Origin of the sequence: Aeromicrobium sp. PE09-221 (assembly GCF_002174305.1) — a bacterium.
Classification (GTDB): Bacteria; Actinomycetota; Actinomycetes; order Propionibacteriales; family Nocardioidaceae; genus Aeromicrobium.
The window spans coordinates 17,136-41,694 of the sequence record NZ_MIJB01000020.1; the positions used below are offsets into that span (position 1 = coordinate 17,136).

31 protein-coding genes and 1 tRNA gene are annotated in these 24,559 nt (G+C 68.4%); 14 read left to right on the top strand and 18 right to left on the bottom strand.

The window, feature by feature from the left end; all coding sequences use genetic code 11:
• Nucleotides 1-135: 135 nt before the first annotated feature.
• Genes aqpZ through BHE97_RS10890 form a run of 4 tightly spaced genes read left to right on the top strand, consistent with a single transcriptional unit; the run spans nucleotide 136 to nucleotide 4,259 of the window.
• Complete coding sequence (gene aqpZ, locus BHE97_RS10875; RefSeq protein WP_087624063.1) at nucleotides 136-843, top strand: aquaporin Z; 708 nt, start codon at nucleotides 136-138, stop codon at nucleotides 841-843.
• A gap of 49 nt (nucleotides 844-892) precedes the next feature.
• Nucleotides 893-1,549 (top strand): dTMP kinase, encoded by a 657-nt coding sequence (tmk, locus tag BHE97_RS10880; RefSeq protein ID WP_087624064.1) that lies wholly within the window; start codon nucleotides 893-895, stop codon nucleotides 1,547-1,549.
• Nucleotides 1,546-2,718, top strand: a complete 1,173-nt coding sequence (locus BHE97_RS10885; RefSeq protein ID WP_087624134.1) for a DNA polymerase III subunit delta' — start codon at nucleotides 1,546-1,548, stop codon at nucleotides 2,716-2,718. Before tmk ends, BHE97_RS10885 begins: the two co-directional genes overlap by 4 nt.
• Nucleotides 2,715-4,259, top strand: a complete 1,545-nt coding sequence (locus BHE97_RS10890; RefSeq protein ID WP_170931370.1) for an alpha/beta hydrolase — start codon at nucleotides 2,715-2,717, stop codon at nucleotides 4,257-4,259. The genes BHE97_RS10885 and BHE97_RS10890 overlap by 4 nt, the downstream gene beginning before the upstream one ends.
• Nucleotides 4,260-4,360: 101 nt before the next feature.
• Here BHE97_RS10890 and BHE97_RS10895 read toward each other — a convergent pair whose 3' ends face one another.
• Nucleotides 4,361-4,660: a chorismate mutase gene (locus tag BHE97_RS10895; RefSeq protein ID WP_087624066.1), complete on the bottom strand. Its 300-nt coding sequence runs from the start codon at nucleotides 4,658-4,660 to the stop codon at nucleotides 4,361-4,363.
• 92 nt (nucleotides 4,661-4,752) lie between these two features.
• Here BHE97_RS10895 and BHE97_RS10900 point away from each other — a divergent pair.
• From BHE97_RS10900 to BHE97_RS10910, 3 genes are all read left to right on the top strand, one after another.
• A tRNA-Thr gene (locus BHE97_RS10900) sits at nucleotides 4,753-4,828 on the top strand.
• Nucleotides 4,829-4,841: 13 nt separating this feature from the next.
• The gene (locus tag BHE97_RS10905) at nucleotides 4,842-5,135 is read left to right on the top strand and encodes a nucleotidyltransferase family protein (protein WP_087624067.1); all 294 of its coding nucleotides are present in this window, start codon (nucleotides 4,842-4,844) and stop codon (nucleotides 5,133-5,135) included.
• A complete protein-coding gene (locus BHE97_RS10910) occupies nucleotides 5,125-5,466 on the top strand; it encodes a HepT-like ribonuclease domain-containing protein (RefSeq protein WP_087624068.1) in 342 nt (113 codons plus the stop codon). Before BHE97_RS10905 ends, BHE97_RS10910 begins: the two co-directional genes overlap by 11 nt.
• Nucleotides 5,467-5,516: 50 nt before the next feature.
• Here BHE97_RS10910 and BHE97_RS10915 read toward each other — a convergent pair whose 3' ends face one another.
• Nucleotides 5,517-5,882, bottom strand: coding sequence for a helix-turn-helix domain-containing protein (locus BHE97_RS10915; protein WP_236757648.1), 366 nt, complete (start codon nucleotides 5,880-5,882; stop codon nucleotides 5,517-5,519).
• A 25-nt stretch (nucleotides 5,883-5,907) separates the two neighbouring features.
• Nucleotides 5,908-6,555, bottom strand: a complete 648-nt coding sequence (locus BHE97_RS10920; protein WP_087624070.1) for an NAD(P)H-binding protein — start codon at nucleotides 6,553-6,555, stop codon at nucleotides 5,908-5,910.
• A 147-nt stretch (nucleotides 6,556-6,702) separates the two neighbouring features.
• On the opposite strand from BHE97_RS10920, the gene BHE97_RS10925 reads away from it, so the two are divergent.
• Both BHE97_RS10925 and BHE97_RS10930 read left to right on the top strand, forming a co-directional pair.
• On the top strand, nucleotides 6,703-6,924 hold the full coding sequence (locus BHE97_RS10925; protein WP_087624071.1) for a hypothetical protein: 222 nt from the start codon (nucleotides 6,703-6,705) through the stop codon (nucleotides 6,922-6,924).
• Nucleotides 6,925-6,967: 43 nt separating this feature from the next.
• On the top strand, nucleotides 6,968-7,543 hold the full coding sequence (locus BHE97_RS10930) for a GNAT family N-acetyltransferase (RefSeq protein WP_236757649.1): 576 nt from the start codon (nucleotides 6,968-6,970) through the stop codon (nucleotides 7,541-7,543).
• A 142-nt stretch (nucleotides 7,544-7,685) separates the two neighbouring features.
• Here the strand turns inward: BHE97_RS10930 and BHE97_RS10935 are convergent, their stop codons facing one another.
• The 14 genes from BHE97_RS10935 to BHE97_RS11000 all read right to left on the bottom strand — a co-directional run bounded on the left by BHE97_RS10935 (nucleotide 7,686) and on the right by BHE97_RS11000 (nucleotide 18,554).
• Nucleotides 7,686-8,243, bottom strand: a complete 558-nt coding sequence (locus tag BHE97_RS10935; protein WP_140400099.1) for a hypothetical protein — start codon at nucleotides 8,241-8,243, stop codon at nucleotides 7,686-7,688.
• Between the two features lie 109 nt (nucleotides 8,244-8,352).
• Entirely contained in the window at nucleotides 8,353-8,754 is a 402-nt protein-coding gene (locus tag BHE97_RS10940) for a RidA family protein (protein ID WP_140400100.1), read from the bottom strand.
• Nucleotides 8,751-9,146, bottom strand: a complete 396-nt coding sequence (locus BHE97_RS10945) for a hypothetical protein (RefSeq protein WP_201791414.1) — start codon at nucleotides 9,144-9,146, stop codon at nucleotides 8,751-8,753. Before BHE97_RS10945 ends, BHE97_RS10940 begins: the two co-directional genes overlap by 4 nt.
• Entirely contained in the window at nucleotides 9,143-10,210 is a 1,068-nt protein-coding gene (locus tag BHE97_RS10950) for a Rieske 2Fe-2S domain-containing protein (protein WP_087624075.1), read from the bottom strand. Before BHE97_RS10950 ends, BHE97_RS10945 begins: the two co-directional genes overlap by 4 nt.
• 1 nt (nucleotide 10,211) lies before the next feature.
• Nucleotides 10,212-10,433, bottom strand: coding sequence for a recombinase-like helix-turn-helix domain-containing protein (locus BHE97_RS10955; RefSeq protein WP_087624076.1), 222 nt, complete (start codon nucleotides 10,431-10,433; stop codon nucleotides 10,212-10,214).
• Between the two features lie 17 nt (nucleotides 10,434-10,450).
• A complete protein-coding gene (locus tag BHE97_RS10960; protein ID WP_201791415.1) occupies nucleotides 10,451-11,047 on the bottom strand; it encodes an alpha/beta hydrolase in 597 nt (198 codons plus the stop codon).
• Nucleotides 11,040-12,728: a thiamine pyrophosphate-binding protein gene (locus BHE97_RS10965; RefSeq protein ID WP_087624077.1), complete on the bottom strand. Its 1,689-nt coding sequence runs from the start codon at nucleotides 12,726-12,728 to the stop codon at nucleotides 11,040-11,042. Before BHE97_RS10965 ends, BHE97_RS10960 begins: the two co-directional genes overlap by 8 nt.
• Before the next feature lie 15 nt (nucleotides 12,729-12,743).
• Nucleotides 12,744-13,538 (bottom strand): SDR family oxidoreductase, encoded by a 795-nt coding sequence (locus tag BHE97_RS10970; RefSeq protein WP_087624078.1) that lies wholly within the window; start codon nucleotides 13,536-13,538, stop codon nucleotides 12,744-12,746.
• A 28-nt stretch (nucleotides 13,539-13,566) separates the two neighbouring features.
• Nucleotides 13,567-14,310 (bottom strand): 3-oxoacyl-ACP reductase family protein, encoded by a 744-nt coding sequence (locus BHE97_RS10975; protein WP_087624079.1) that lies wholly within the window; start codon nucleotides 14,308-14,310, stop codon nucleotides 13,567-13,569.
• A complete protein-coding gene (locus BHE97_RS10980) occupies nucleotides 14,307-15,143 on the bottom strand; it encodes an alpha/beta hydrolase (RefSeq protein ID WP_087624080.1) in 837 nt (278 codons plus the stop codon). Before BHE97_RS10980 ends, BHE97_RS10975 begins: the two co-directional genes overlap by 4 nt.
• Entirely contained in the window at nucleotides 15,140-16,024 is an 885-nt protein-coding gene (locus BHE97_RS10985) for an aspartate dehydrogenase domain-containing protein (protein WP_201791416.1), read from the bottom strand. Before BHE97_RS10985 ends, BHE97_RS10980 begins: the two co-directional genes overlap by 4 nt.
• 13 nt (nucleotides 16,025-16,037) lie before the next feature.
• On the bottom strand, nucleotides 16,038-16,991 hold the full coding sequence (locus BHE97_RS10990; protein WP_170931371.1) for a VOC family protein: 954 nt from the start codon (nucleotides 16,989-16,991) through the stop codon (nucleotides 16,038-16,040).
• 25 nt (nucleotides 16,992-17,016) lie between these two features.
• Nucleotides 17,017-17,979, bottom strand: coding sequence for a PDR/VanB family oxidoreductase (locus BHE97_RS10995; RefSeq protein ID WP_087624081.1), 963 nt, complete (start codon nucleotides 17,977-17,979; stop codon nucleotides 17,017-17,019).
• 44 nt (nucleotides 17,980-18,023) lie between these two features.
• Nucleotides 18,024-18,554 (bottom strand): cupin domain-containing protein, encoded by a 531-nt coding sequence (locus BHE97_RS11000; protein ID WP_087624082.1) that lies wholly within the window; start codon nucleotides 18,552-18,554, stop codon nucleotides 18,024-18,026.
• Between the two features lie 184 nt (nucleotides 18,555-18,738).
• Between BHE97_RS11000 and BHE97_RS11005 the strand changes: the two genes are divergently transcribed.
• Nucleotides 18,739-20,244: an aldehyde dehydrogenase gene (locus BHE97_RS11005; RefSeq protein ID WP_087624083.1), complete on the top strand. Its 1,506-nt coding sequence runs from the start codon at nucleotides 18,739-18,741 to the stop codon at nucleotides 20,242-20,244.
• A gap of 17 nt (nucleotides 20,245-20,261) precedes the next feature.
• Here BHE97_RS11005 and BHE97_RS11010 read toward each other — a convergent pair whose 3' ends face one another.
• The gene (locus tag BHE97_RS11010; protein WP_087624084.1) at nucleotides 20,262-20,813 is read right to left on the bottom strand and encodes a MarR family transcriptional regulator; all 552 of its coding nucleotides are present in this window, start codon (nucleotides 20,811-20,813) and stop codon (nucleotides 20,262-20,264) included.
• A gap of 256 nt (nucleotides 20,814-21,069) precedes the next feature.
• Here BHE97_RS11010 and BHE97_RS11015 point away from each other — a divergent pair, with 256 nt between their 5' ends.
• From BHE97_RS11015 to BHE97_RS11030, 4 genes are all read left to right on the top strand, one after another.
• A complete protein-coding gene (locus tag BHE97_RS11015; RefSeq protein ID WP_087624085.1) occupies nucleotides 21,070-22,029 on the top strand; it encodes an ABC transporter substrate-binding protein in 960 nt (319 codons plus the stop codon).
• 72 nt (nucleotides 22,030-22,101) lie between these two features.
• Complete coding sequence (locus BHE97_RS11020) at nucleotides 22,102-22,893, top strand: ABC transporter permease subunit (protein WP_087624086.1); 792 nt, start codon at nucleotides 22,102-22,104, stop codon at nucleotides 22,891-22,893.
• 5 nt (nucleotides 22,894-22,898) lie between these two features.
• Entirely contained in the window at nucleotides 22,899-23,750 is an 852-nt protein-coding gene (locus BHE97_RS11025; protein WP_087624139.1) for an ABC transporter permease, read from the top strand.
• Entirely contained in the window at nucleotides 23,743-24,558 is an 816-nt protein-coding gene (locus BHE97_RS11030) for an ABC transporter ATP-binding protein (RefSeq protein ID WP_087624087.1), read from the top strand. Before BHE97_RS11025 ends, BHE97_RS11030 begins: the two co-directional genes overlap by 8 nt.
• The last annotated feature ends 1 nt before the right edge of the window (nucleotide 24,559 follow it).

Consider the following 24,559-nt stretch of genomic DNA (forward strand, 5'->3'; position numbering starts at 1 on the left):
TCTGATCAACTTCAACGCGGGCTCGTCAGGTTGTTTAAGGTACCGCCACCGTCTCCGAGGTTTCGCTGTCGCGGAGAAGCGCGTAGCGCCAGATCATGTATTGCCACGACGACTTCGGGGGCTTATGTTTTCTCCATGACACATGCGGTCGTGGCGCCGACGACGGCCCACAAGCTCGGCGCGGAGACGCTGGGCACCTTCTGGCTCGTCTTCGGCGGGTGCGGTACGGCGATCTTCGCCGGCGAGTATGTGGGCTTTCTCGGTATCGCCCTCGCTTTCGGTCTCACGGTCCTGACGGGCGCCTATGCCTTCGGTCCGGTGTCGGGAGGTCACTTCAACCCGGCCGTGTCGGTGGGGCTCGCGGTGGCCCGCCGGTTCTCCTGGCGCGAGGTCCCGGGTTATGTCGTCGCGCAGGTCGTGGGAGCCACGATCGCCGGCGCCGTCCTTCTGGCCATCGCGTCGGGCCTGGACGGCTTCAGCGCATCCGATGGGTTCGCCACGAATGGATTCGGCGACCGATCGCCCGCGGGCTACTCGCTCGCCTCGGTGGTCGTCGCTGAGATCGTGCTGACCGCCTTCTTCCTGTTCGTCATCCTCGGCGCCTCGGCGAAGCGCGCAGCAGTCGGCTTCTCCGGCCTCAGCATCGGCCTGGCGCTGACGCTCATCCACCTCGTCAGCATCCCGATCAGCAACACCTCGGTGAATCCGGCGCGCTCACTCGGCGTCGCGTGGTTCGCGGGCGCGGACGCATTGAGCCAGGTGTGGGTCTTCATCCTGGCGCCCGTGATCGGCGCCGCGATCGCGGCATTCGTCTACGACCTCGTGTTGGGCGCCGAAGACTGACCACTCCCGCCCGAGCGATCTGTGGGCAGCGGCCATTAGGCTCGCTGACATGGACTCATCCTCCGTCCCCGCGCTCTACACCGAGACGGGTGTGTTCGTCGCCTTCGAGGGCGGTGAGGGGTCCGGCAAATCCACCCAGGCGCGTCTGCTGGCCGAGTGGCTGACCCAGCACGAGCGCGGTGTCGAGGTGACGCGTGAGCCGGGTGGCACCGCGGTAGGCCAGCAGCTGCGCCGTATTCTGCTCGACCCGGACACCGGCGAGCTGTCGCCCCGTACCGAGGCCCTCGTCTACATCGCCGACAAGGCCGAACACGTCGATCACGTCGTCCTGCCGGCGCTGGCGGAGGGCAAGGTCGTCGTCACCGATCGCTATGTCGACTCGACGCTGGCCTATCAGGGGGCGGGTCGTGCGCTGCGGGCCGCCGAGCTGGAGCCGATCGCGCGGTGGGCCACCTCCGGACTGCGGCCGCATCTGACGATCGTGCTGGACATCGACCCGGTCGTGGGACTCGCCCGCGCGGGTTCGCCCGACCGCATCGAGAGCGAGCCCCTGGAGTTCCACCAACGGGTGCGTCAGCACTTCCTCGAGCTGGCGAGCACCGATCCGACCCACTATGTGGTCATCCCGGCCGACCAGGACCCGGGCGCCGTCCATATCGTCGTGCAGCGGGCGATCGCCCCGTGGCTGTCGCAGGTGACCGCATGACGGTGCTGACGGGGGTGTGGTCCGAGCTAGTGGGCCAGGACGTCATGGTGGAGTCGCTGCGTGGCGCGGTCGAGTCGAGCTCTGCCACCCCCGAGGCCGATGCGAGTGCCCACGGGATGACCCACGCCTGGCTGTTCACCGGCCCCCCGGGGTCCGGGCGCTCTACTGCGGCGGTCGCCTTCGCGGCAGCCCTGCAGTGCGAGCGCGGCGGCTGCGGAGAGTGCCACTCCTGTCAGACTGCGCGTGCCGGCAGCCATCCGGACATCACCGTCGTCAACACAGACGGCCTGTCGATCGGCGTCGCTGAAGCACGCGAGATCGTTCGGACCGCGGCTCTGCATCCGGCCGTGGGACGCTGGCAGATCCTCATCGTCGAGGATGCCGACCGGCTCACCGATCAAGCCGCCAATGCCCTGCTCAAATCGGTCGAGGAGCCCTCGCCGCGCACGATCTGGATGCTGTGCGCGCCTGCGGTCGAGGATGTCATCACCACCATCCGGTCGCGCTGCCGGCCGGTGCTGCTGCGCACCCCCTCGGTCGAGGCGATCACGCGATTGTTGGTGGAGCGTGACGGACTCGATGCCGCCGAGGCGCATGCCGCGGCGGCGGCCTCGCAGGGTCATATCGGCCGTGCCCGGGGTCTCGCCCGCGATGCGGAGGCGCGTCAGCGCCGCGCCGATATCCTTGCGCTGCCGCGCAGTCTCCGCACGCTCGGCGACTGCCTGCGGGCGGCGCAGCGCATCGACGCCGAGGCCACGGCCCGGGCCGATGCCTACTGCGATGCCGCGGACGAGCGAGAGAAAGCCGATCTCAAGTCCTCCTGGGGCGTCGAGGACAGGGGCAAGCGTCCGGCCGGTTACGCGGGTGCGCTCTCGAGCCTCACCAAGGAGCAGGAGCGGCGTCGCAAGCGCATGGCCCGCGACAGCATCGACGGGGTTCTGCTCGACCTGCTCTCCTATTTCCGCGATGTCATGGCCGTCCAGCTCGGCTCGACGCAGTATCTGATCAATGCCGATGTCAGCGATGATGTCGTGTCCATGGCGCGCGAGCGTTCCCCGGAGTCGATCGTCGGGGCGATCGATGCCGTCGGCGCGTGCCGGGAGGCACTCGAAGCCAATGCCGCCCCGCTCCTGGCCGTCGAGCACATGATGACGAGGTTCCTGCCGTGAATCGTTCTGCCGCTATCGTCCTGGGTGCCGCCGGGATCGTTCTCGCCCTGATCGTCGCCGCGGCGGTCTATGTCATCGGCGACTGGGATGGGGACGATCCCGCCCAGTCCGCGACGCCCACCGGCGAGCAGGCTCCCGAGGGTCTCGATGCCTTCTACGATCAGCAGATCGACTGGGAGTCCTGCGACAGCGGCGATGCCCGCTGTGCCACCGCCGAGGTTCCCGTCGACTACGACGACCCGAGCGGCGAGACCATCGATCTCGCCCTGCTCAAGGTCGAGGCGACGGGGGAGCGGCAGGGCACGATCTTCGTCAATCCGGGTGGTCCGGGGGGCTCGGCCCAGGACTTCGCCCTGATGATGGGCGCTCGCTTCCCGTCCTCGGTGCGCGAGGCCTATGACATCGTCGGCATGGACCCCCGCGGCGTCGGGGACAGCACGCCTCTGCAGTGCCTCGACGATGCCGACTTCGACGCCTTCATCGCACTCGATCCCGACCCGGAGACCCCCGAGGAGATCGAGGAGTCCCGCGAGGGCATCGAGGCGATGGGAGAGGCCTGCCGCGAGAACTCCGGTGACCTCGCGGCCCATGTGTCCACCGCAGAGGTCGCCCGTGACCACGATGTGGTGCGGGCGGCGCTGGGTGAGGAGACCTTCAACTGGTTCGGAGCCTCGTACGGCACGCAGCTCGGCGCGCAGTACGCCGAGATGTTCCCCGATCGGGTCGGCCGCATGGTGCTTGACGGCGGTCTGGACCCTGCGCTCAGCTCGATCGAGGTGTCGCTGGGGCAGGCGGAGGGCTTCCAGCGGGCACTCGACGCCTATATCGCCGACTGCGTGAGCAGTGGTGACTGCCCGCTCGGCTCGAGCGAGGATGAGGCGCTGGATGCCGTCGCGGGCTTCATGGCCGATCTGGAACAGGAGCCGTTGGTCTCGCGCGGCGGACGGGAGCTGACGGAGGGTCTGGCCTTCTATGGGGTCGCGGTGACGCTCTACGCCAAGGAGTCGTGGAGCTACCTGACGGCGGCCTTCGAGGCGGCGCTCAGCGACGACGACCCGGGGGTCTTCCTCCAACTCGCCGATATCTACTTCGATCGCAACGCGCGCGGAGAGTTCCAGGACAACTCCGGCCAGGCGATCTACGCGGTCAACTGCCTGGACGGGCCGCTCGATGTCACGGTCGAGGAGGTCGAGTCGGAGTGGTTGCCGCGGTTCCGCGAGGCGTCACCGGTCTTCGGCGGGGCCCTCGGCTGGGGCGTCATGGCATGCGCCGACTGGCCGATCGAGTCCACGAATCCGCAGGAGCCGGTCGCAGCCGAGGGTGCCGATCCGATCGTGGTCGTAGGCACCACGCGCGATCCCGCCACTCCCTACGAGTGGTCACAGTCGTTGGCCGAGGAGCTGTCCTCGGGTGTCTTGGTGACGCGCGAGGGCGACGGCCACACCGGTTACGGCATGGGCAATGCGTGCGTCGACGAGGCGATCAATGCCTATCTGGTCGAGGGCACGGTGCCCGATGACGGGCTCGTCTGCGCCGAGTAACCCCCTGCGTCGCCGGCGCTCACACGGATGATGAGGCGTCGTGGTTGCCGTGGCGACCTCGATGCATCGTCATCCGCCCCTGGGCGTCACTGCGTAACGGGTCAGGCGGTGGTGTCGCGGGCGGCGGCCTCATGGTGGTGGATGACCTCGTCGATGATGAAGTTCAGGAACTTCTCGGCGAAGGCCGGGTCGAGATCGGCCTCGATGGCCTTCTCGCGCAGGCGACGGATCTGCCGCGCCTCGCGGTCCGGATCGGCAGGCGGGAGCTGGTGTGCGGCCTTGAGTCGACCGACCCGTTTGGTGCACTTGAAGCGCTCGGCGAGCAGGTGAACCAGGGCGGCGTCGATATTGTCGATGCTGGCGCGGATCTCGTCGAGTTCGGCGCGGATGTCGTCGTCCACCCCCCGAGTCTACGAAGCCACCCCCTCGGTGGAGTGCAGTCGGGGTGGCGGGTAGAGTTGCGGTGGTTCGACGGGCGATCCCTGTCGACCGCGCCGCCTTAGCTCAGTCGGTAGAGCATTTCACTCGTAATGAAAAGGTCGTCGGTTCGATTCCGACAGGCGGCTCCACTAGCCTAGGCGTGTGTCGGCTGTCGATGTGAATCAGGAACGTCTGCGCGATGTGTGCGAGCGTTATGGCGTCGCGTCCCTCGACGTGTTCGGCTCAGGCGCTCGCGCTGAGAGCGGTGAGGATAGCGATGTCGACCTGCTCTACATCTTGAAGCCCGGAGTACGGCTGGGATTCAGGCTCTTTGATCTCGAAGACGAACTTGTGGCGGTCTTCGGCCGGCCGGTCGACCTCGTGGCGCGCGCAGCGATCAATAAGTACATCCGCGAGAAGGTGCTCGCCGACGCGCAGCCCCTCTATGCGGCGTGAACTCCTGCTGGTGCGCGAGATGCGCGACCCAGCGGTCACGATTATTGATCTGGTCGGCGACCGGAACGCCGAGGAGATTCGCGGGGAGGCCCTCCGGCGCTCCGCCCTCCTGTGGCATTTCACGGTCCTCGGCGAGGCGGCCAGCCAGGTGACCGGCGAACTCCGAGACTCTCACCCTTGCGTCGCCTGGCGTGCCGCAGCGCGTCTGCGCAATGGCATCGTCCACGGTTATTGGAATATCGACGTGGACACCCTGGTCGCCACGGCTGTCGACGACCTTCCGCAGATGGTCAAGGACCTCGAGAGTCTTATCGAGGTTCTTCGCCGGTAGGCGATTCCGGCCCAGCCCCGTTCGCGCGCAGATCGCTGCGCTTCTTCCGGTCAGCTGGCGTCGTACTGTTTGCGAGCCGACAGGACCGCAGGCATGTTCTCGCGAGCCCAGGCCTCGATGCTCAGCAGCACCGGGCGCAGGGTGCGGCCCAGGTCGGTGAGCTCGTAGACGACGCGAGGGGGGACCTCGGCATACGCTTTCCGGGTCACGAGCCCATCGCGTTCGAGCGCCTTGAGAGTGTGGGACAGCATCTTCGGCGAGATCCCGCCGACACTCGCCGCGATCTCGCCGTAGCGGGCCGGGCCGTCCGAGAGCACGCCGGTCACGAGAATGGTCCAGCGATCGCCCACCCGGTCGACCAACTGCCTGCTGGGACAGTCAGGGTGGTACGGATCGAAGTCCGGTTCCTCGTTCACGGCGTCCTCTCGAATCCTCGAGCTCTCAGTATGCGACGCTGAAACGAGCTCGGCGGTGCCGGGGGTTCTCGATCTCGTCGACATAGGCGATCGCGTAGTCGGCGCCGGAGATGCTCGAATCGCCGTTCGCATCGGTGAGGAGCACGTCGCCGCCGATGCGGAACTCACCGGTCCGCTCGCCCGGGTTCCACGCACCGAAGCTCGCGGCCGGGCTGACATAGAACCAGTCCAGGTCGTCATCGGTCTCACGCAAGGCATCGAGGATCGCCCCGTGCTCGGTGGCCTCGGTGCGATAGTCGGCCGGGAAGTCGGGCGTATCGAAGAGGCGCGGGCCGCCCTCGCTGACATCGAGGGATCCTGCTCCGCCGACGAAACTCAGGCGCGCCTTCTCAGCGGTCGCCGTGGCGACCAGTGTCGGGAGTGCATCGATGAGTCGGGGGCCGTCCTCCTCCAGGGCGCGAGCCGGAAGGGCGACGACGATCTCATCGACACCGCGAGCGGCATCGCGGACGAGGTCGGCATCGAAGATCGAGCCGGCGCGGGCGGTGACGCGATCGTCCACCGACGACACGTCGCGGGCAATGCCGGTGACGTGATGCCCGCGGCTGAGCAGTTCGGCGGTGATGTGCCGGCCGGCGTAACCGGTGACGCCGAAGACGAGGACGTGAGCCATGGAGGGATCCTAACTATGCAATGGATACTTACTATCCAAATTATAGTAAGTGTGCCAAGTGCAGTTCGTCGGGTCCCCGGACGGTGGCTCTCTCGCCGAGGGGTGCTCCGCTGAGCGGACGCTCGATTCCCGCAGTAGGTTGCGAGAGTGGAACCACAGACAGGACTGCTTCGCGTCCGATACAACTTCGATGGCGACGCTCCCGCCAGTGAGCAGGGCGACTGGATGGAGCCGGAGGACGCGCTCGCCTGGGTCGAGCTGCAGAAGCTCGACCATGCGGAACGGTTCGAGCGTTGGGAGATCTGGCGCTTCGACGGCCGGGAGTGGGTCTTCGATCGCGGCGTCGATGACACCGACTCGGCGTCCTGAGGCGTTGATCGTGGCCGGCCCCCGGGCCGGTAACGTGCACATGGTGAATTCACCCCTCCGGCGCTGTACCGAGGACGACATCGCCGCGGCGGCCTCAACCCTCGCGACAGCCTTCGACGACTATCCCTGGACGCGCTGGACCGTGCCGGCAGAGGACCACTCGCGGCGCCTCGAGGAACTGCAGGCGATCTACCTCGCCCATGCCCTCGAGCACGGGTTCGCCCTCGTTGACGACGCCGTGCGCGCGGTGATCGCGTTCGTCCGCCCGGACGCTCCTGAGCTGGAGCCGGCGGCGATGAGGCGGATCGTCGAGCTGCACGGCGAGCGACTCGACCTGCTGATGGGCGCCGCCACTCCACCGGTTCCCACCGGGGCGTGGGATCTCGCCACCTTGGGCGTCCAGCCCGATGTCCGTGGCGCGGGCCTGGGGTCACGGATCACTGCCGCCGGACTGGACCTCGTAGCTGAGCTCGATCCGGGCGCCGCCGTCGCCCTGGAGACCTCCGATGAGCGCAATGTGCGGCTCTACGAGCGCCTCGGCTTCCGTCTCACGGCCACGACCCCCATCAGCCAGGGGCCGACGGTGTTCTCGATGCTGCGTACCTCCGACGCGCAGTGAGTGATCCCGTCCCGAGAACGGGACCACTCCCCCCGTGCGTAACGGTGGCGCGGTCCCGCGAGCACTGGTAGGTGGGAGTAACCGTGGCACGGGGCCGCAACGGAGGGGTACCCGGTCGTTGCGGCGATGAAACGGGGCCGAGTCAGGCGATCCCGGCCTGGCGCCGCCGCGACCGGCCGATGATCCAGAGGACGATGCCGACCACGAGCAAGGTGAGACCGCCCAGGCCGCCGAACACGGCGAGCAGGATGCCGCCGACACCGGCGAAGATACCGCCGATCGACAGCGGCGGCGCCACCAGCACGTCCCCGCCGGTGCAGCTCACCAGGTAGTCGCCAGCCGTCTTCGTGCGGAACGAGTCGAAGCTCTGCCACGTGTCACCGTGCACGGTGACACTGCTGGACTGGCTCGGTCCGGAAGCCGGCGTCTGCCCGTCGGGTGTCTGCACCGTGCAGGAGGGCGTCGCATCGCCCTGGCGGCGATACAGCTGTATGTCCTCGTCGGTCTCCAGAGTGATCTGGCCGGCACCGGAGATGACGTCGCCGTCGCTGACTTTCGAGACACTGCCGCCGATACCGACCACGCCGAGGGCGACACCCCCACCGACACACACCACCGCCATCACGGCGCCGAGGATCGTCAAGACGATCCCGGTGACGCGGAAACCCCGTCCGGGGTCGGTGGGTGGCGGTGTCGACATCAGCTCGGCTCCTTCGGTCGTCGGACACTCCATCATGGCCCATCGTCGCCGGCCGCGCGGGTGTGGCGCCCCGACCCCTCCCTCGGGGCCGGGGCGCCATCTCTGTGGATCAGCGGAGCGATGCGCTGCCGATGATCCCCTGGGCCTCGATCTCCACGGTGAGACCCGGTTCGACGAGCGCACTCACCTCGACCAGTGTGGAGCACGGGAAGTCGCCGGAGAAGAACTCCGCCCGAGCGCGCCCGATCTCGGCCTTCTCGCCGATATCGGTCAGATACAGCCGCAGGGTCACGAGATCGTCCATCGTTCCGCCGGCGGCCTCCACGAGATGCCGGATCTTGATGAAGGTCTGCCGAGCCTGGTCGTAGGTCGACCCGTCGCCGAGCACCCCGCCGGCTCCGTCACCGGCATGTAGCCCGGAGAGGAACAGCTGGTCGCCGATCAGTCGGGCGTTGCTGAACATGTCCGGCCGAGGGGGCCGAGCCACCTCGGGTGAATCAATCGCGGTCATACTCTCTCCTCTTCATCGGTCGCGCGTCGCTCGATCGACTCGCGGGTCAGCCGTTCGCGCACCGGCACGAAGTCGTAGGTGGCGTACACGTCGGTGGAGAAGGTCCCCCACGCGCGGCGCTCCAGCTCCACATTGACGGCATTGAGGCGTCCCGAGGGCAGCCGCAGTGTCACGATCTGCCCGAGTCCTACCGCAACCACCCAGGAGATGATCTCGACCCCCGCGGGCGGGAACCCGGTCCACCACTCGCGCTCGTCCAGCTGCCGCTGGAATTCGTCGAGATGACGGGACTGGTCATGGCGGAGGACGACGGTGAGCATCAGCTCGCCGTCATCATTTCCCTCCGCGGTGAGCGGGTCCGGCAGGCCACGACTCGTCCTGTGCTCGCTCATGCCTCACCGGCGATGAGCTTGGCCTGCTCGCGTGCCGCCGCCTGGAACATGCGCCGGATCCGTGCCACGCCGAGATCGTGTTGGTAGAGGTGCTCGCCCTGGTCGGCATCGACCGCGAAGTTCTCCAGCATCATCCGGTCCTGTTCCAGCACCTCCCAGTGCTTGGCCTCCAACGTGGTCTTGTAGAGGAAGCGCCAGACCTCGGCCTCCCACCCGGTCACCTCGCGGGTGCGCCAATGGAACACGGCGGTCACGTTCTCGGTGATCGGCGTGGGGATGCCGACGATGCCGAAAGGCCCGCCGGGGCCCGCATCGGGACCGTAGGGGATCTCCAGATCGACATACGACAGCGCGTTCTGCTCGACATACTCGACCCAGTCGAAGTTCTGGCCCCGCTGGTCGGTCTTCTCGAAGAAGAAGCCGCGGTCGGTCTCGCGGATGCGGAACCGTGCGGTCGTGTCGCCGCGGTACATCGAGTGCGAGTCCGCGTGCAGGAAGGCACCGTGCATCGGGTCGAGCACATTGTCGAGGTAGTAGCGCCAGGGTGCCTTCCACTCGACATAGTTGAGGAAGTGTGTGTGCTCGTCCGAGGCGAGGCGGTCGGGCAGCTTCAGCTCGGGTGCCTTGCTGTCCGGAGTCGCTGGGAACCACGCGAAGATCGCCCCGGCGCCCTCGGCGACCTCGAGGCTCAAAGTGGCCTGCTTGCCCTCCAGCGCGCATCCGGGCATGCCGGGCACCTTGACGACGGTGCCGGTCGGATCGACCTCGACTCCGTGGTACTGGCAGCGCACCCGATCGCCTAGGTGCTGACCGATCGACAGCGGAGCGTTGCGGTGTGGGCAGCGGTCGGCGAGCACCGAGATGCGTCCCCCCGCGTCCCGGAACACCAGCCAGTCCTTGCCCAGCCGGGTCACCTTCTGCATCTCTCCGGGCTTCACGAGCGCCGAGGGAAGGACAGGGTACCAACGATCGCGCAGACCGGTCGCCTGCAGCTCCTCGAAGGTCAGCGGTCCGGAGTTCTTGCCCGCGGAGTTGACGCGCGGCGCGGTGGTCATGGTGCTCATGTCATTCTCCTAGTCGTCGCATCTCGGCACGGAAGGTTTCTTCGGTCCACTCGCTGCCGTCCGGCGCGGTGGAGCCACGTTCGTTGAGGGCCCCGACGAGCGCAGGAAGCGTCTCGTGGCCTTCGGAGAAGATCGCGTGGATGAGTCCGGCGAGCTTTCGCTCATAGGGCGTCGGCGGCTCGTCCCGCGTCTGCATCGGTTCGAGGTACAGCGGTGATTCCATGATTCCTCCGGGGGTGTTCAAGCGGGGGTACGAGTGCTTGGGGGATCGGCGACCGCGTCGCTGTCCAGCGACCGCAGACCCTCGACGATGGAGATGAACGAGTTCGACCAGGCGCTGAACGACCCGGGGCGCGAACCGTGGGCGGGGAGCTCCACGTGATCGATCACGACGAAGACGCCATTGGGGATCTGGCCGGCGAGCGTCTGGGACTCCTCGAGACCGCTGGTGCCGTCGGGGCATGCGGCGACCACCAGGGCGGGCGCGGTGACCGTGGGCAGCTCATCGGTCACGTCGCCCAGATCGCTCGCCGGGCTGCAGTCGGCGAGCACGAGGGACTTGACGAGATCCGGCCGCGCCACCGCGAGCCGCACGGCGACCGCACCGTCGGAACCGCTGGCCACGACGTGCACGGGTGCGCCGAACTCCTCGATGGTCCGGGCCGCCGTCGCGGCGCGCTGGTCGAGGTCCTGGCCGGCCTCGAAGCCCACCGACAGATGCGTGTGCTCGTCGAGCTCAGGGCGGGCCCAGCTCGTGTGGCTGTGCAGGGTCAGCACGGCCGTCTCGGCGGAATCGATCGCGCCGACGCCGGTGGGGCTGATGGGGGTCTCAGTCACGGGTCTCCTCCTTGCTGCGGGGGTCTGCGGTGGGGCGCTCGGGGACGTGCACGGGCGGCACGAAGGGGGCCGGTGCCGGAGACAGCGCGGTCACATCGACCTCGATCACCATCGGTGCCCGTAGGTCGACGGCCTTGAGCAGCGCACTGCGGAACTCGTCCGCGCTGCGGGCCAGCGCATACGGCAGCGCGAGGGCGGAGGCGAGGTCGCCGAAGTCCGGCGTGAACAGATCGACCCCGTGGCGTTGCCCCGAGTGCGCCTCCTGCAGATTGCGCAGCACCCCGTAACCGCCGTCGTTGAAGATGACGAGTACACACCAGGGCGTCTCGCCGGCGAGGGTCGCCATTTCGCCGAGGTGGACCACGAGTCCGCCATCACCGGCCATGACCAGGGTCGGCACGTCCGGGCGGCCGATGGCCGCGCCGATGCCCATCGCCAGTCCCTGCCCGATCCCCCCGCCGAGCGGGAAGATATTCGAGCGCGGGTCGATGATCGGCAGCAGTCGGTTGCCCCACGAGCTGGACGGGATGGTCACGTCGCGGGCGATGATCGAGCCGGTCGGGAGGACCTCGTCGATCGCGGCGCAGATATCGCCGTAGGCACCGATGTTCTCGGTCATCACCGCGCGCACCTCGTCGCGGGTAGCGGTGATGCGATCGGTCCATCCAGCCTCGGCCCCGGGGTCGTCGCCGAGCGCCGTGAGGAGTCGGGGGACGATCTCGGCCGCATCGCCGACGAGGCCGACGTCGGCCGGGTAGACCCGGCCTATCGCGGCCGAGTCGACGTCGATCGCGATCTGGGTCCCGGGGAGCGGCAGCTGATAGGAGCGCGTCTCATTGGAACGGAAGTGCGTGCCGATGCTCAGCAGCAGATCGGCATCGCCGATGAGTTCGTCGAGTCCCGGGTTCGAGGCGAAGTTGCCGAGCACGAGGGGGTGATCCTCCGGTACGCTGCCGCGACCCGCGTTGCTGGTCAGCAACCCCGCCCCGAGCCGCTCGACGAGTTCGCGCAGCGGGGCACCGATCGTGCGGGCGCCGCCTCCAGCCCACAGCAGCGGGCGCCGCGCGGACCGCAACATGCCGGCGGCGGCCTCGATCTCGGCGTCCTCGGGGCTGCGCGGCTCACCGATGACGGGTGAGGCCGCGACCTGGCGATCGGGCTCCCCCAGGTACTGCAAATCGATCGGCCACTCGACGCTGGCCGGTGCGTGGGGCAGCGTGTGCAGATCCGCGATGGCGTCCTCGAGCACCCGCTCGGCATCGTCGACCTGCTCGACCGTGCGGGCGAAGCGCGAGATCGACTCCAGCATCTGCAGCTGGCGAGGCACCTCGTGGATCACACCGCGGCCGGAACCGAGATGCTCGCTGTCGATCTGGCCGGTGATGTGGAGCACGCGGCTGCCGGCGGAGAGCGCCTCGAGCATCGAGCCGGCTGCGTTTCCGGCTCCGGTGCCGGTGCTGGTGATCGCGACCCCGAAGCGTCCGGTGGCCCGGGCATAGCCGTCGGCCGCATTGACCGCGGCGGCTTCGTGCCGGACCGGCACGAAGCGCAGTTCGCGGTCGACGGCCTCGACCAGCGGGAGATTGTGGATGCTGACGACGCCGAAGGCGACCTCGACACCGTGCCGTCGCATCACCTCGACGAGGATGTCGCCGCCGGTGGGCTGCTGAGGATCGGACATGGGTTCTCCTGGGGGTCAGACGTAGCGGGCGACGCCGCCGCCCACGTCGATACAGGCGCCGGTGGTGTATCCGGACAGGGGGGACAGCAGCGAGACGATCGGGAAGGCGACTTCCTCAGCGCTGCCGAGCCGTCCGAGGACGATGCCCCGGTCGGCCGCGAGCCGGCCCGTCCACTCGGCGTAGTCGAGGCCGCTGCCGGAGGACTGGTAGCGCCGGGTCCACTGGCCCGTGTCGATGAGGCCGAGCAGCACGGAGTTGACGCGGATGCCGTCGGCGCCGAGGGAGTAGCTGAGCGTCTGCGTGAGGTTCAACAGCCCCGCGCGAGCCGCGGAGGTGATCGCGAGCTTCGGCTCAGGTTGGCGGGCGAGGATCGCGTTGACCGCCACGACGGAGGCGACCTCGGACTCCGCGAGGTGCTTCGCCGCCGCGCGGACGACATGGAGAACGCCGAACAGCTTCAGCTCGAACTCCTCGCGGATCTGCTCATCGGTGGTCTCATCGATCGTCGCCATCAGCGATCGGCCGGCATTGCAGACGACACCGTCGATGCCGCCGAAGACCTCGACGGCGGAGTCGACGAAGGAGCCCATCGAGGCGGCATCGGTGACATCCGCCGACACGGCGTGGACGCGGCCGGGATCGGCGACCGCGTCGCGGGCCCCGCGCAGGGTCGCATCGAGACGCGCGCCATCGCGTGCGCAGGCGGCGACATTGGCGCCTTCTGCGAGCAGCATCCGAGCGGTGGCCAGTCCCACACCGGAGCTGGCGCCGGTCACCAGGATGGTGCGGTCGCGCAATTGCAGATCCATCGCATTGCCTTTCGGTCGAAGATCGAGGTCAGTGCATGACGAAGCCGCCGTCGACGACGAGCGTCTGGCCGGTGATATAGCGGGCATCGTCGGACAGGAGGAAGGCCACGGCCCCAGTGGTGTCCTCCGGGGTCTGGTCACGATCGAGGGCGCGGCCCGTGCGGTACAGGTCGTAGCGTTCATCGGGCACCGTCTCGGTCGCCTCGACGCGGGTCAGCCCGGGGGCTACCGCATTGACGCGCACCTCGTCAGGCCCGGCATCGCGCGCCATCGCCCGGGTCATGGAGATGATCGCTCCCTTGGAGGCGATGTAGTGCGCGAGGCGCGGGGAGCCGTAGAGCGCGGCATCCGAGGCGAGGTTGACGATCGCTCCACGGTGCTGGGCGATCTGGGCGTAGAGGGCGCGGGATACCAGCCAGGTGCCGCGGACGTTCACATCGAGCACGCGACTGAAGGCGTCCTCGGGGATCTGGTGGAAGGGCAGGCCGCCGACGCCGTCGGCGAGGGCGGCGTTGTTGACCAGGCCGTGCGCACCGCCGAGGGCCGCCACGGCCTCACCGAGCGCGGCGACCGAGTCCGCATCGGCAACATCGGTGTCGACCCGGTGCGCCTCGATGCCGAGGCCGGTCAGCTGCGCGAGTCCCTGCTCGGCGACCTCGCTGCGCAGCTCGGCCACCACGATGCGGGCACCGTCGCGTCCGAGGCGCTCGGCGATCGCCAGGCCGAGACCACGCCCGGCGCCGGTGACCACGTACAGCGGAGCCTCGCTCATCGGCCCGTCCTCTCGACGACGGGTAGGCCCGACAGGAAGGTCAGCAGCTCGGCGGTGACCTCGACGGGGCGTTCCTGCGAGGCGGCATGGCCAGCCCCGGTGATCTCGGCGTACCGCGCTCCGGGGATCTCGCGGGCGAGCAGCCGTGACTCGTCGACCCCCGTGACCCGGTCCTCGTCGCCGACCACCACGAGCGTGGGCACGCGGAGGGTCGGCAGCAGCTGCCCGGTGTCGCTCTGGGCCATCATCTCGGCCGCACCCCGGTAGCCGGGCAGGCGCACGCGTCCCATGTGGTCGGCGACCTCGGCCGCGATCGCCGGCTCTACGCCGTCGGCGAGCAACCGGGGGGCGCGACGTGCGGCGAAAGCGGGTCCCCCGAACTCAATCAGCTCGTCCACCCGTGCTCGCATCCCGGCGGCCTTCTCCTCGGCGGTTCCCGATCCCCGGGTGCTGTCGATGAGGGTGAGCGAGGCGACCCGCCCGGAGACGCGCGCCGCGACGTGGGTCGCGATCACCCCGCCCCAGGACACGCCGACGAGGTGCGCGGTCTCGGCGCCCAGTCGATCGAGGAGCCGTACGACGGCCTCCACGTAGGCGCCGGGCGAGTCCGTCCCGAGGACGTCGTCCGGGGGGTCGGGGGACGCTCCGTATCCGGGTGCATCCCAGGCCACGGCCGTCCAGCCGGCCTCGGCGAGCAGCTCGCCCATCGCGGAGAACGCGTCGGCGCGACCGCCGATGCCGTGCAAGAGAAGGATCGGGGTCGTCTGTGGCGAGGAAGCCGGGGAGGGGGTCCAGGTGCGCACCGCGACATCGGTGGGCTGAGGGGTGGTCATAGCACCGTCTCCTTGCGTCCGGCCAGGTCGCGGATCGCCCGCAGCACGCTGAGCGGGACGAGCCCGGAGGTCGCCGGATTCTCGGGCGAGGGATGGTTCGCGATCCTGAATCGGTAGGTGCCGGTGGTCGATTCGACGGTGATGTCGTGGGTCGTCATGGTGCATACGGGGTCGGCGAAGACCGCCGCCTCGACAAGGGATGGGGATCCGGCGGCGGCTGCCACGGCCATCGCGACATTCGCCGAGGCCGGGAAAGCGCCGGCGATGTGCTGTGGGCTTCCCCGCAACACCTCGACGCGACCGGTGGCGTCGAGCAGCTCGGCACGCTGGGTCTCGGACATCCAGCCCTGAAGCAGGGTGGGGGGACGCTTGGTGGTCTCGATCGAGGCGCGCTGCAGGGTCCCGGCGTCCGCGACGGCGCGGAGCACATCGAGACCACCGATCGCACCGGTCGACAGGTAGAGACGGCCGGGTCCGGCACCGAGCCGATCGTGGAGATCGTCATCACCGAGGGCGCCGATGGAGAGTACGAGCAGATCCACTCCGGCGGCGATGACCGAAGGACCCAGGGAGGCCACAGCCGGCTGTCCAGCCGCCTCCACGACGAGATCGGCCTCGTCGAGCCAGGTGTCCCCCTCGATCGCCTCGCCATCGGGTCGAGTCGCCCCGGCGCGGTCAACCACAGCGGTCAGCCGGGCGCCCCGAATCCGTCCGGACGCGAGGGCCTCCCGGACCGGTGCGCCGATGGCCCCTTTGCCCAGCACGGCGACCCGCAAGGCCCCTCCTTGGGCCGAGATGTGCTCCGAGCTCGTCAACCGATCCGACCGTTGGTTGACGTTTCGGGAGCAGATCTCGGTCCAGGCCGTGGTGCGCTCACTCATGGGGACTCCGGGTTCAGGCTGTGGTCGAGAGCCGGGCGAGGTGGCCCGAATCGGGGATGCCGGCCATGTGCCGACGAATCTTCTCGGTCGGCGGTCCCGCGGTGCCCCACTGATCGGAGAGCTCCGGGGTGCGCTTCCAGACCCGGCAGAGCCAGCTGTCCTCGTCGATCTGTGCGACCTCGGAGGTGTACTCGCACACCAGGCCGGCCGGATCGGTGAAGTACGAGAAGGTGTTGTCACCCGGGCCGTGGCGACCCGGCCCCCACTCGGGGCTGACCCCGGACTGCTTGAGCTTGCCGATGCCCCGCATGAAGTGGTCGACCGTCGGCATCTCGTAGGCGACGTGGTTGACCGAGGTCCACGGAGCCTGGTTGAAGGCGATGACGTGGTGATCGCTGTTGCAGCGCAGGAAGGCCATCTGGTGCTCGGACCAGTCCGAGATCCGCATGCCCAGCACCTCGGTGTAGAAGGCACAGGCGGCGTCGATATCGACCGTGTTGAGCACCACGTGGGCGATCTTGCGGGGGATCGCCTCGCGGCCGTTGGTGTCCCGTGCGGTGACCGCATAGCGGTCGGCGCTGAGCTCGATGAGGCGTCCCTCGGGGTCGACGAACTGCACGCCGTAGCCACCGGCGGCGTCGTCGAGGGGTCCGGGCTCGTGGATGATCGGCACGCCGAGGCTTTCCAGCGCGCGGGCGGCATCGTCGACCTCCCGGCGAGTGGCGACGGCGAAGACGATGCGCCCGAGGGCGTTCTCCTCGTGGTGGCCGAGGTGCAAGATGTGGTGCTCCTCGCTGGTGCCGCGCAGCCAGGCCGCGTCATCGCCCTGGTCGACGGCGCTGAGTCCCCATGAGCCGGTGTAGAAGTCGATCGCCGCCTTGGGATCGGGCACGAGCAGCGAGACCGAGCGCAGCGAGCGCACGGTGGCGACGGGCGGTCCGGGGTTGATGATTACCGAATCGGTCACGGTGGGCTCCAGAGGGGTCGAAGGATCAGGAGAGGTCGAGGGTGAGCTCGGGCGTGAGAGCACGCGAGACGCAGACGAACATCGTCTTCTGCGCGCTCTTCTCGTCCTCGGTGAGCAGGAAGTCGCGGTGGTCGACGGTGCCCGCGATCACGCCCGTCTCGCAGGTGCCGCAGATGCCCTCCGTGCAGGAGCTGGGCATCGGGACCCCGGCGGCCTCCAATGCGGCGAGCGCGGTGGTGTCCACCGGTACGTGGACGCGACGGCCGGAGCCGGCGCAGATGATGTCGAAGGGTTGGTCCCCGCCCTCGGGCGGAGCGATGGGCTCGGGCGCCTTGAAGCGCTCGAGGCGCAGGCGGCTGGGGTCGGCCAGCTGCGCCTCGACGGCGGCGAGCAGCGGCTCGGGGCCGCAGACGTAGACGAGGGTACGGCCGTCGACATCGGCGAGGGTCGCCGCAAGATCGGGCGGGCCCCCGGCCTCATCGTCGGCATGCAGCTCCACCTTGCCCGCGCCGATCCGGTCCAGCTCGGGGAGGAAGGCCATGGTGGTGACCCAGCGGCCGGCATAGAGCATGCGCCAGTCGGCACCGCGACTCTCCAGCTCGCGGGCCATCGCGAGGATCGGGGTGATGCCGATGCCGCCCGCGATGAGCAGATAGCGCTCGGCGTCCTCAAGCCTGAAGTTGTTGCGAGGTCCGTCGACGGTGATCAGATCGCCGACGCGCAGCTCGGTGTGCACATAAGCGCTGCCGCCGCGTGAGCTCGGTTCCCGCAGGACCGCGACGGTCCAACCGCTGCGGTCCTGCGGGTCGGAGCAGAGGGAGAACTCCCGAACGAGGCCCCCGGGCAGATGCAGCGCGAGATGGGCGCCGGGCTGCCAGGAGGGCAGCTCCTCTCCTGACGGGTCGCAGAGCCGGAGGCTGAGGACGCCGTCGGCTTCCCAGCGCATTTGGCTGACGCGCAGCTCACGTGAATCGTTCGTGGTGTCCATCGCAGGTGTGCCTCCCTGTGGTGGTGAATCGGGTCCGACCCGATTCAGTCGCGGGTGACGCCGTACATCTCCGAGGTCTTGGGGTAGGTCGGCAGCTGGGGCTTCTGGGTGCCGATGATGACGCAGAAGAGCGCGTCCTCGGTGCCTGGATTGCGCAGACTGCGCGGCACGCCGGCCGGTACGACGATGAGGTCGCGGTAGCCGAGCACGCGGGTGGCGGTCTTGGTGCCGTCCTCGACATCGTGGACGGTGACCTCGACCTGACCCTCCAGGACGAAGAAGGCCTCCTCGACGTCATTGTGGGTGTGCTCGGGGCCGACCGCGCCGGAGGGGAGCCGCATATTGGAGAAGGTGAAGCCCTTCGAGGGGATGATGTTGTCATCGCCCTCGTGGTTGCCGGTGGCGCCGGAGCCGACGTAGCGGATCTGGGCGCGACGGAAGCGGTCGCCGCCCTTCTGGGCCTGGAAGCCGAGCGTGTCCCAGTCCTCGGTACGGGTCTCCCGCGAGGCAATGCAGGAATCGATCAGCTGCTCGAGCTCGGGGTGGGCGTCGACATTCGCATCGGTGGTGGTCATCGGGAAACTCCTTCAAGCAGTTGTTTCAGAGCTAAGATATTTAGTACTATGAGGCGTGTCACGCCCCGCGTCAAGTCATGCTCGCTGAGAAAACCAAAACCCAAGCACACGAAATATGCGGATCGGACCAGCTTCCCAGGGTTCATCGACCCCTTCAAAAACCCTTTGCGCTAAGGAGATTTTCATGACTCTGTCCACGGTTGACGGCCTCGGTCCGGTCACCGGGTGGTCCGATGAAATCCTCGTGGCCGGCCGGTGGCGCCGTGGCGGCGGCGATCTCATCGAAGCACGCGACCCCGCCACCGGAGCCGTCGTGCACTCCTTCCACGGCGCGGGGCTCGACGATGTCGAGGCTGCGGTCGCCGGCGGCCATGCGGCGGCACGTGCGAGCAGCTGGCGCGATCTGCTGCCCCATGAGCGTGCCCGTGTGCTGTACCGGATCGGCGATCTCATCGAGGAGCGTGCCGACGAGATCGCGCGGGTCCAGACCGCCGACACCGGCAAGACACTGCGGGAGACCCGCGCCCTCGCGACCAGCGCGGCGGGTACCTTCCGCTACATGGCCGCGGCGCTGGAGACCATGGAGGAGTCGGTCACCCCGCAGCGCGGGGGCAGCCTCACGATGACCGTGCACGAGCCCTACGGGGTCGTCGCAGCGATCACGCCCTGGAACTCGCCGATCGCCTCCGACGCCCAGAAGGTCGCCCCCGCCCTCGCGGCCGGCAACGCCGTGGTGCTGAAGCCACCGGTCTGGGCACCACTGGTGTCCCTGCTGCTGGGCCGCATCTGCGAGGAGGCCGGCCTCCCGGCGGGCCTGTTGTCGGTGCTGCCCGGTTCCGGGCGGGTCATCGGCAATGCCCTCGTCGCTCATCGGGGCGTCGGCAAGGTCTCGTTCACGGGTGGCACCGCGACCGGCCGCAGTATCGGCCGCGTCGCGGCCGACAAGGTCATGCCCGTCACACTCGAGCTCGGCGGCAAGTCCCCGACGATCGTCTTCCCCGATGCCGACCTCGACCAGGCCGTCACCGGGGTCGCCTATGGCATCTTCTCCTCCAGTGGTCAGAGCTGCATCGCCGGTTCACGCGTCTTCGTCCACCGCGAGGTCTACGACGAATTCGTCGGACGCCTGGTGGAGCGTGCCGAGTCCCTGCGGATCGGCCCGGGCACGGATCCGGCGACCGATATCGCCCCGATGGTTCACCGCGACCACCGTGATCAGGTGGCGGCGATGGTGCGGCAGGCGGTCGAGGAGGGGGCTCGGGTGCTCACCGGCGCCCGCGTTCCTGAGGATGAGGCGTTGTCCGCCGGCGCCTACTACCTGCCCACGATCCTCGCCGGGGTTCGTAATGAGGACACCATCTGCCGCGAGGAGATTTTCGGGCCGGTCGCCGTCGTGCTGCCGTTCGAGCATGAGAGTGAACTCATCGCCCAGGCCAATGACAACGACTTCGGCCTCGCCTGTGGCATCTGGAGCGCCGACTACCGGCGCGCCTGGCGCATAGCGCGGGCTGTCGAGGCGGGGACGGTCTGGATCAACACCTACAAGCAGTTCAGCATCTCGACGCCGTTCTCGGGCCACAAGCAGAGCGGCCTAGGGACGGAGAAGGGCCGTGATGGCATCGCGCAGTACATGCGGCAGAAGAGCCTGTACTGGGATCTCACCGGCGAGCCCGTCCCCTGGGGGCGCTGACCCCTCGCCGGGTTCGGTCAGACGGCGTCGAGGTCGGCCTCGTCACGCCGGTGTTCAGCCATCTCCAGAGAGACCTCGAGGCGCGACAGCAGCCGGGCGAGCTGACGTTGCTCGGTGCGGCTCAACCCACTGAGCAGGTCGTCCTGCTCGGCGAAGTGCCGCTGCAGGACGGTGTCGATCAGATCTTTGCCTTTGGCGGTCAGCTCGATGTAGACGATCCGTCGATCGTGTGGCTCCCGCGAGCGCTCGACCAGTCCGGCATCTACGAGGCGATCGATGCGCTGCGTGATGCCGCCGCTGCTGACCAGGCCGATCTCGGCGAGCTGTCCCGCGGTGCGCCGGTAGTCCGGTCCGCTGCGGCGCAGAGACGCCAGTACGTCGAAGGCCGCCGTGGTGAGGTTGAACTCGGCGAGGATCTCACTGACGAGCGCCTGATAGCGCAGGTCGCAGCGGTGCAGGCGTCCCAGGACGCCGATACTGTCCACGTGCAGATCGGGGATCTCCCGGCTCCACTGGTCGATGATGAGGTCGACCAGGTCCGATGATCGCCTGGGGCGCGATGTCGCCATTGTCGAAATCTCCTGAGCGGTAAGGTGTCGCGCCGTGTTCCGGCGTAAGCTGACAGTATCTCGGGTGGGGTCGTCTGTGGTTCGCCTACCCTTAGAAAAGGTACTCGATCCGATGACTCTTGTCCTTCATTCGGTGTCGCGCAGGTAAAAAAGTCTCTTAGAGCTTGACCTCTTAGCTAAAAGATGTCCACACTGGTGCGACATCAGCGAAGTGATCGGGGACACACCCCGGTCCACCCCCCCCAGGAGTTCACGGATGCGCACACGCTGGAAGATCGCGGCCCTTGCCGCCGCCACACCCTTGTTGCTCACGGCCTGCGGAGGTGACGGAGGCGATGAAAGCGGGGACGGCGACGAGCTCACGCAGATCACCGTGGGCGTACTGCCGCTCGCCGACTACGCCCCCGTCTACTGGGCGCAGGACCACGGACAGTACGAGGAACAGGGCCTCGAGGTCACCTTCGAGCCGCTGCAGGGGGGACCAGTCGGGATCCAGCAGGTCGTGGCCGGGGAACTGGACTTCGCCTTCTCCAATGCCATCAGTTCCACGGTCGCCAGCAGCCAGGGCGCACCGGTCCAGACCATCGCCACCGTGAGCGGGCTCGGGGAGGACGTGCTCGGCGTCTTCGTCAACCCCGACTCGCCGATCCAGGGACTCGCGGATCTCGACGGCGCGACCGTCGGCATCAACACCACCAACAACATCGGCGACGTGACCTTCGCCCGCCATGCTCGAGACGAAGGCGTCGACGCCGAGCCCGAGTGGGTCGAGGTGCCGTTCCCCGAGATGATCGCCGGCGTGCAGAACGGCTCGATCGAGGCCGGCTACCTGCCGGAGCCCTTCGCCACGTCCGCGCGCCAGGCGGGCCTGCGCCAGGTCGCGAACCTCGTCCAGGGCGAGACGGTCGGCCTGCCGGTCTCGACCTTCGTCACCAGCACCCAGTTCGCGAACTCCGATGCCGACACGGTCGAGCGCTTCGCCAAGGCGCTGAACGCCGCTCGCGACGACATGGAGGGCAAGGACGACGAGTTCCGCTCCTGGTGGCCCGAGGCCACCGATGCCGACCCCGACGCGACCGCCGAGATGCGCCTCCCCGTGCTCGACGTGCAGCTCAGCGTCGAGGGCATGCAGGACATCGCCGACTTCATGGCCGAGCTGGGAATCATCGAAGAAGGCTATGACGCGTCCGAGTTCACCGTCGTCAACGAGGACTGACGTCCACCGGGCCGTGCCGCGCGAGTGCCCCGCAGGTGCGCGGCGCGGCCCTCATCACAGAGGACTGATTCGATGCAACTGATCCACGATCCGCTCCCGCGGCGCACTCAAGTGATCCTCGGCATCGTCGGCGTGGTCGGCTTCGTCGCGGTGCTGGAGATGGTGATCCGCTCGGGGCTCGTCTCGGGCGCCGGTCTTCCGCTGCCCAGTGCCGTGGCCGAACAGGTCGTCGACCTACTCGGCGATGGCGAGTTCTGGACGCAAATCGGCTTCACCCTGCGGCAGTGGCTGCTCGGTCTGGCGATCGCCTCGGTCGCGGGCATCATCCTCGGCGGCCTGATGGGCGCGGTCCCGACGATCTTCGCCATGTTCCTGCTGCCGGTCGAGATCCTCCGGCCGCTGCCATCGATCGCTGTCGGCCCGTTGTTGGTCCTGTTGCTCGGGGCGGGCATGCTGCCCCTGTCGCTGACCGTCGCCCTGGCCTGCATGTGGCCGATCCTCTTCAACTCCATGTACGCCGCACGCGCGGTCGACCCGGTGGCCATCCAGACCGCCCGGACGCTGCATGTCTCGCGTGCGGGGATCCTGATGCAGATCCGCCTACCAGCCGCGCTGCCCTTCATGTTCACGGGCATCCGGGTCGCCGCCTCCATCGGACTGATCGTCGCCGTGAGCGCCGAGCTGCTGTTCGGCTCCGGACAAGGGATCGGGGGCTACATCCTGGTGGCGAGTACCAATGCGAGCAATCTCGACGGCGTCTACGCGGCGACCCTCGTGGCCGGCGTGCTGGGCGTGCTGGTCACCGCGGTCCTCGCGTCCATCGATCGACTGGCCTTCGGCTGGAAGGAGGGGTTGGCCCAGTGACCTCCATGACCCACGACGAGTCCACCGCGATGCCACGCGCTCGTCTGCCCCATCGTGTCGGACCCCTGCTGAAGACCGGGGCCATCCGGCTGATCGTCCCGATGCTGCTGGTGTTCCTGTGGTGGCTGGGCTCGCGCAGCGAGACCAATGGCCTGTTCATCGCGCCTCCGCTCGAGGTCGCGCAGCGGGTGATCAGCGACTTCCTGAGCTCTGATCCCCGGCACTTCTTCCTCGGCGATGTCGCTCGGGGCGATCTCGTCCCGAGCCTGTGGCGGGCCACACTGGGCTTCTGGCTGGCGGTGGTGGTCGGCGTCGGGCTCGGCATCGCCCTCGGCCTGCAGCCGGTGCTCGCGGCACTCTTCCAACCGCTCGTGCATCTCGGCCGCTCGCTGCCGACGCCAGCCCTCATCGGCGTGTTCTTCCTGCTGTTCGGCACCGGTGACTGGCCGAAGGTGTTGCTGATCGCCTTCGGCATCGTCTGGCCGATCCTGTTCAACACCATCGACGGCGTGCAGAGCATCGGCACCGCACGGGCGCACGTCGCGTCCGTCTTCAAGATCTCCTCGTGGGACGTGTTGACCCGTATCGTGCTTCCTGGCGCGGCGCCGAAGATCTTCGCCGGCGTCCGGGTCGCGCTCTCGCTCTCGCTGATCCTCATGATCATCTCCGAACTCCAGCGCTCCAAGAACGGCCTCGGCAATCTGCTCGTCTCGAACCAACGGAACTTCGACTATCCGGGCTTCTGGTCCGTGCTGGTGGCGCTGGCGCTCATCGGCATCGTCCTGAACGTCCTACTCGTCCAGATCGAACGCCGGGTCCTGGCCTGGCACAGAGGAGTGACCCTTCAGCATGACTGACCACGCCACCGAGCAGCCCGCCCCCGCGGAGCTTGTACTCGAACAGATCTCGAAGACCTACGGTCAGAACCGTGCCATCGGCGATATCAGCGCCACCATCCCGGCCGGCAAGGTCTCGGTCATCGTCGGGCCCTCGGGAGCCGGCAAGACGACCCTCCTGCGCATCATCACCGGGCTCGAGGAGGCCACCAGCGGACGTGTGCTGTTTGACGGCGAGGTCGTCAACGGCGTGCCCGAGGGGCTCGCGATGGTCTTCCAGGACTACTCCCGGTCCCTATTCCCGTGGATGCGGGTCGAGGACAATGTCGCCTTCCCGCTGCGCCGCCGGGCCTCCAAGGCCGAGCGCACGCGACGGGTGGCCGAGGCGCTGCAGGCGGTCGGCCTGGACGGCAAGGGCCGCCTGTACCCGTGGCAGATGTCCGGCGGTATGCAGCAGCGCGTCGCGATCGCCCGGGCGCTGGCCTGTCAGCCGCGCCTGCTGGTGATGGACGAGCCGTACGCCTCGGTCGACGCGCAGACCCGCGCGGAGCTCGAGGACCTGCTGCTGTCCATCCAGGCTCAGCTCGACATCACCGTGCTCGTGGTCACGCACGATATCGACGAGAGCGTCTACCTGGCGGACCGGATCATCGTGCTCTCCAAGCCGCCGAGCACCGTCACCGAGGTGATCGACGTCGGCCTGGCGCGTCCGCGTGACCAGATCACGACCAAGGAGGAGGCCGAGTTCGTCCATGCGCGAGCACACGTACTGCGGCTGCTGCGCGGCACCGCGACGCCGGACGATGCGTCGGACGTGCGGGTGGCCTGAG

Coding starts and splice junctions, on each gene's coding strand:
- aqpZ (WP_087624063.1), top strand. CDS start 136: ATGACACATGCGGTCGTGGCGCCGACGACGGCCCACAAGCTCGGCGCG.
- BHE97_RS10955 (WP_087624076.1), bottom strand. CDS start 10,433: ATGGAATCACCGCTGTACCTCGAACCGATGCAGACGCGGGACGAGCCG.
- BHE97_RS10970 (WP_087624078.1), bottom strand. CDS start 13,538: ATGGATCTGCAATTGCGCGACCGCACCATCCTGGTGACCGGCGCCAGC.
- BHE97_RS10885 (WP_087624134.1), top strand. CDS start 1,546: ATGACGGTGCTGACGGGGGTGTGGTCCGAGCTAGTGGGCCAGGACGTC.
- BHE97_RS10975 (WP_087624079.1), bottom strand. CDS start 14,310: ATGAGCGAGGCTCCGCTGTACGTGGTCACCGGCGCCGGGCGTGGTCTC.
- BHE97_RS10910 (WP_087624068.1), top strand. CDS start 5,125: ATGCGGCGTGAACTCCTGCTGGTGCGCGAGATGCGCGACCCAGCGGTC.
- BHE97_RS10920 (WP_087624070.1), bottom strand. CDS start 6,555: ATGGCTCACGTCCTCGTCTTCGGCGTCACCGGTTACGCCGGCCGGCAC.
- BHE97_RS10985 (WP_201791416.1), bottom strand. CDS start 16,024: ATGAGTGAGCGCACCACGGCCTGGACCGAGATCTGCTCCCGAAACGTC.
- BHE97_RS10995 (WP_087624081.1), bottom strand. CDS start 17,979: ATGGACACCACGAACGATTCACGTGAGCTGCGCGTCAGCCAAATGCGC.
- BHE97_RS10940 (WP_140400100.1), bottom strand. CDS start 8,754: ATGACCGCGATTGATTCACCCGAGGTGGCTCGGCCCCCTCGGCCGGAC.
- BHE97_RS10945 (WP_201791414.1), bottom strand. CDS start 9,146: ATGAGCGAGCACAGGACGAGTCGTGGCCTGCCGGACCCGCTCACCGCG.
- BHE97_RS10965 (WP_087624077.1), bottom strand. CDS start 12,728: ATGTCCGATCCTCAGCAGCCCACCGGCGGCGACATCCTCGTCGAGGTG.
- BHE97_RS11015 (WP_087624085.1), top strand. CDS start 21,070: ATGCGCACACGCTGGAAGATCGCGGCCCTTGCCGCCGCCACACCCTTG.
- BHE97_RS11000 (WP_087624082.1), bottom strand. CDS start 18,554: ATGACCACCACCGATGCGAATGTCGACGCCCACCCCGAGCTCGAGCAG.
- BHE97_RS11005 (WP_087624083.1), top strand. CDS start 18,739: ATGACTCTGTCCACGGTTGACGGCCTCGGTCCGGTCACCGGGTGGTCC.
- BHE97_RS11025 (WP_087624139.1), top strand. CDS start 22,899: ATGACCCACGACGAGTCCACCGCGATGCCACGCGCTCGTCTGCCCCAT.
- BHE97_RS11010 (WP_087624084.1), bottom strand. CDS start 20,813: ATGGCGACATCGCGCCCCAGGCGATCATCGGACCTGGTCGACCTCATC.
- BHE97_RS10950 (WP_087624075.1), bottom strand. CDS start 10,210: ATGAGCACCATGACCACCGCGCCGCGCGTCAACTCCGCGGGCAAGAAC.
- BHE97_RS11030 (WP_087624087.1), top strand. CDS start 23,743: ATGACTGACCACGCCACCGAGCAGCCCGCCCCCGCGGAGCTTGTACTC.
- BHE97_RS10980 (WP_087624080.1), bottom strand. CDS start 15,143: ATGACCACCCCTCAGCCCACCGATGTCGCGGTGCGCACCTGGACCCCC.
- tmk (WP_087624064.1), top strand. CDS start 893: ATGGACTCATCCTCCGTCCCCGCGCTCTACACCGAGACGGGTGTGTTC.
- BHE97_RS11020 (WP_087624086.1), top strand. CDS start 22,102: ATGCAACTGATCCACGATCCGCTCCCGCGGCGCACTCAAGTGATCCTC.
- BHE97_RS10935 (WP_140400099.1), bottom strand. CDS start 8,243: ATGTCGACACCGCCACCCACCGACCCCGGACGGGGTTTCCGCGTCACC.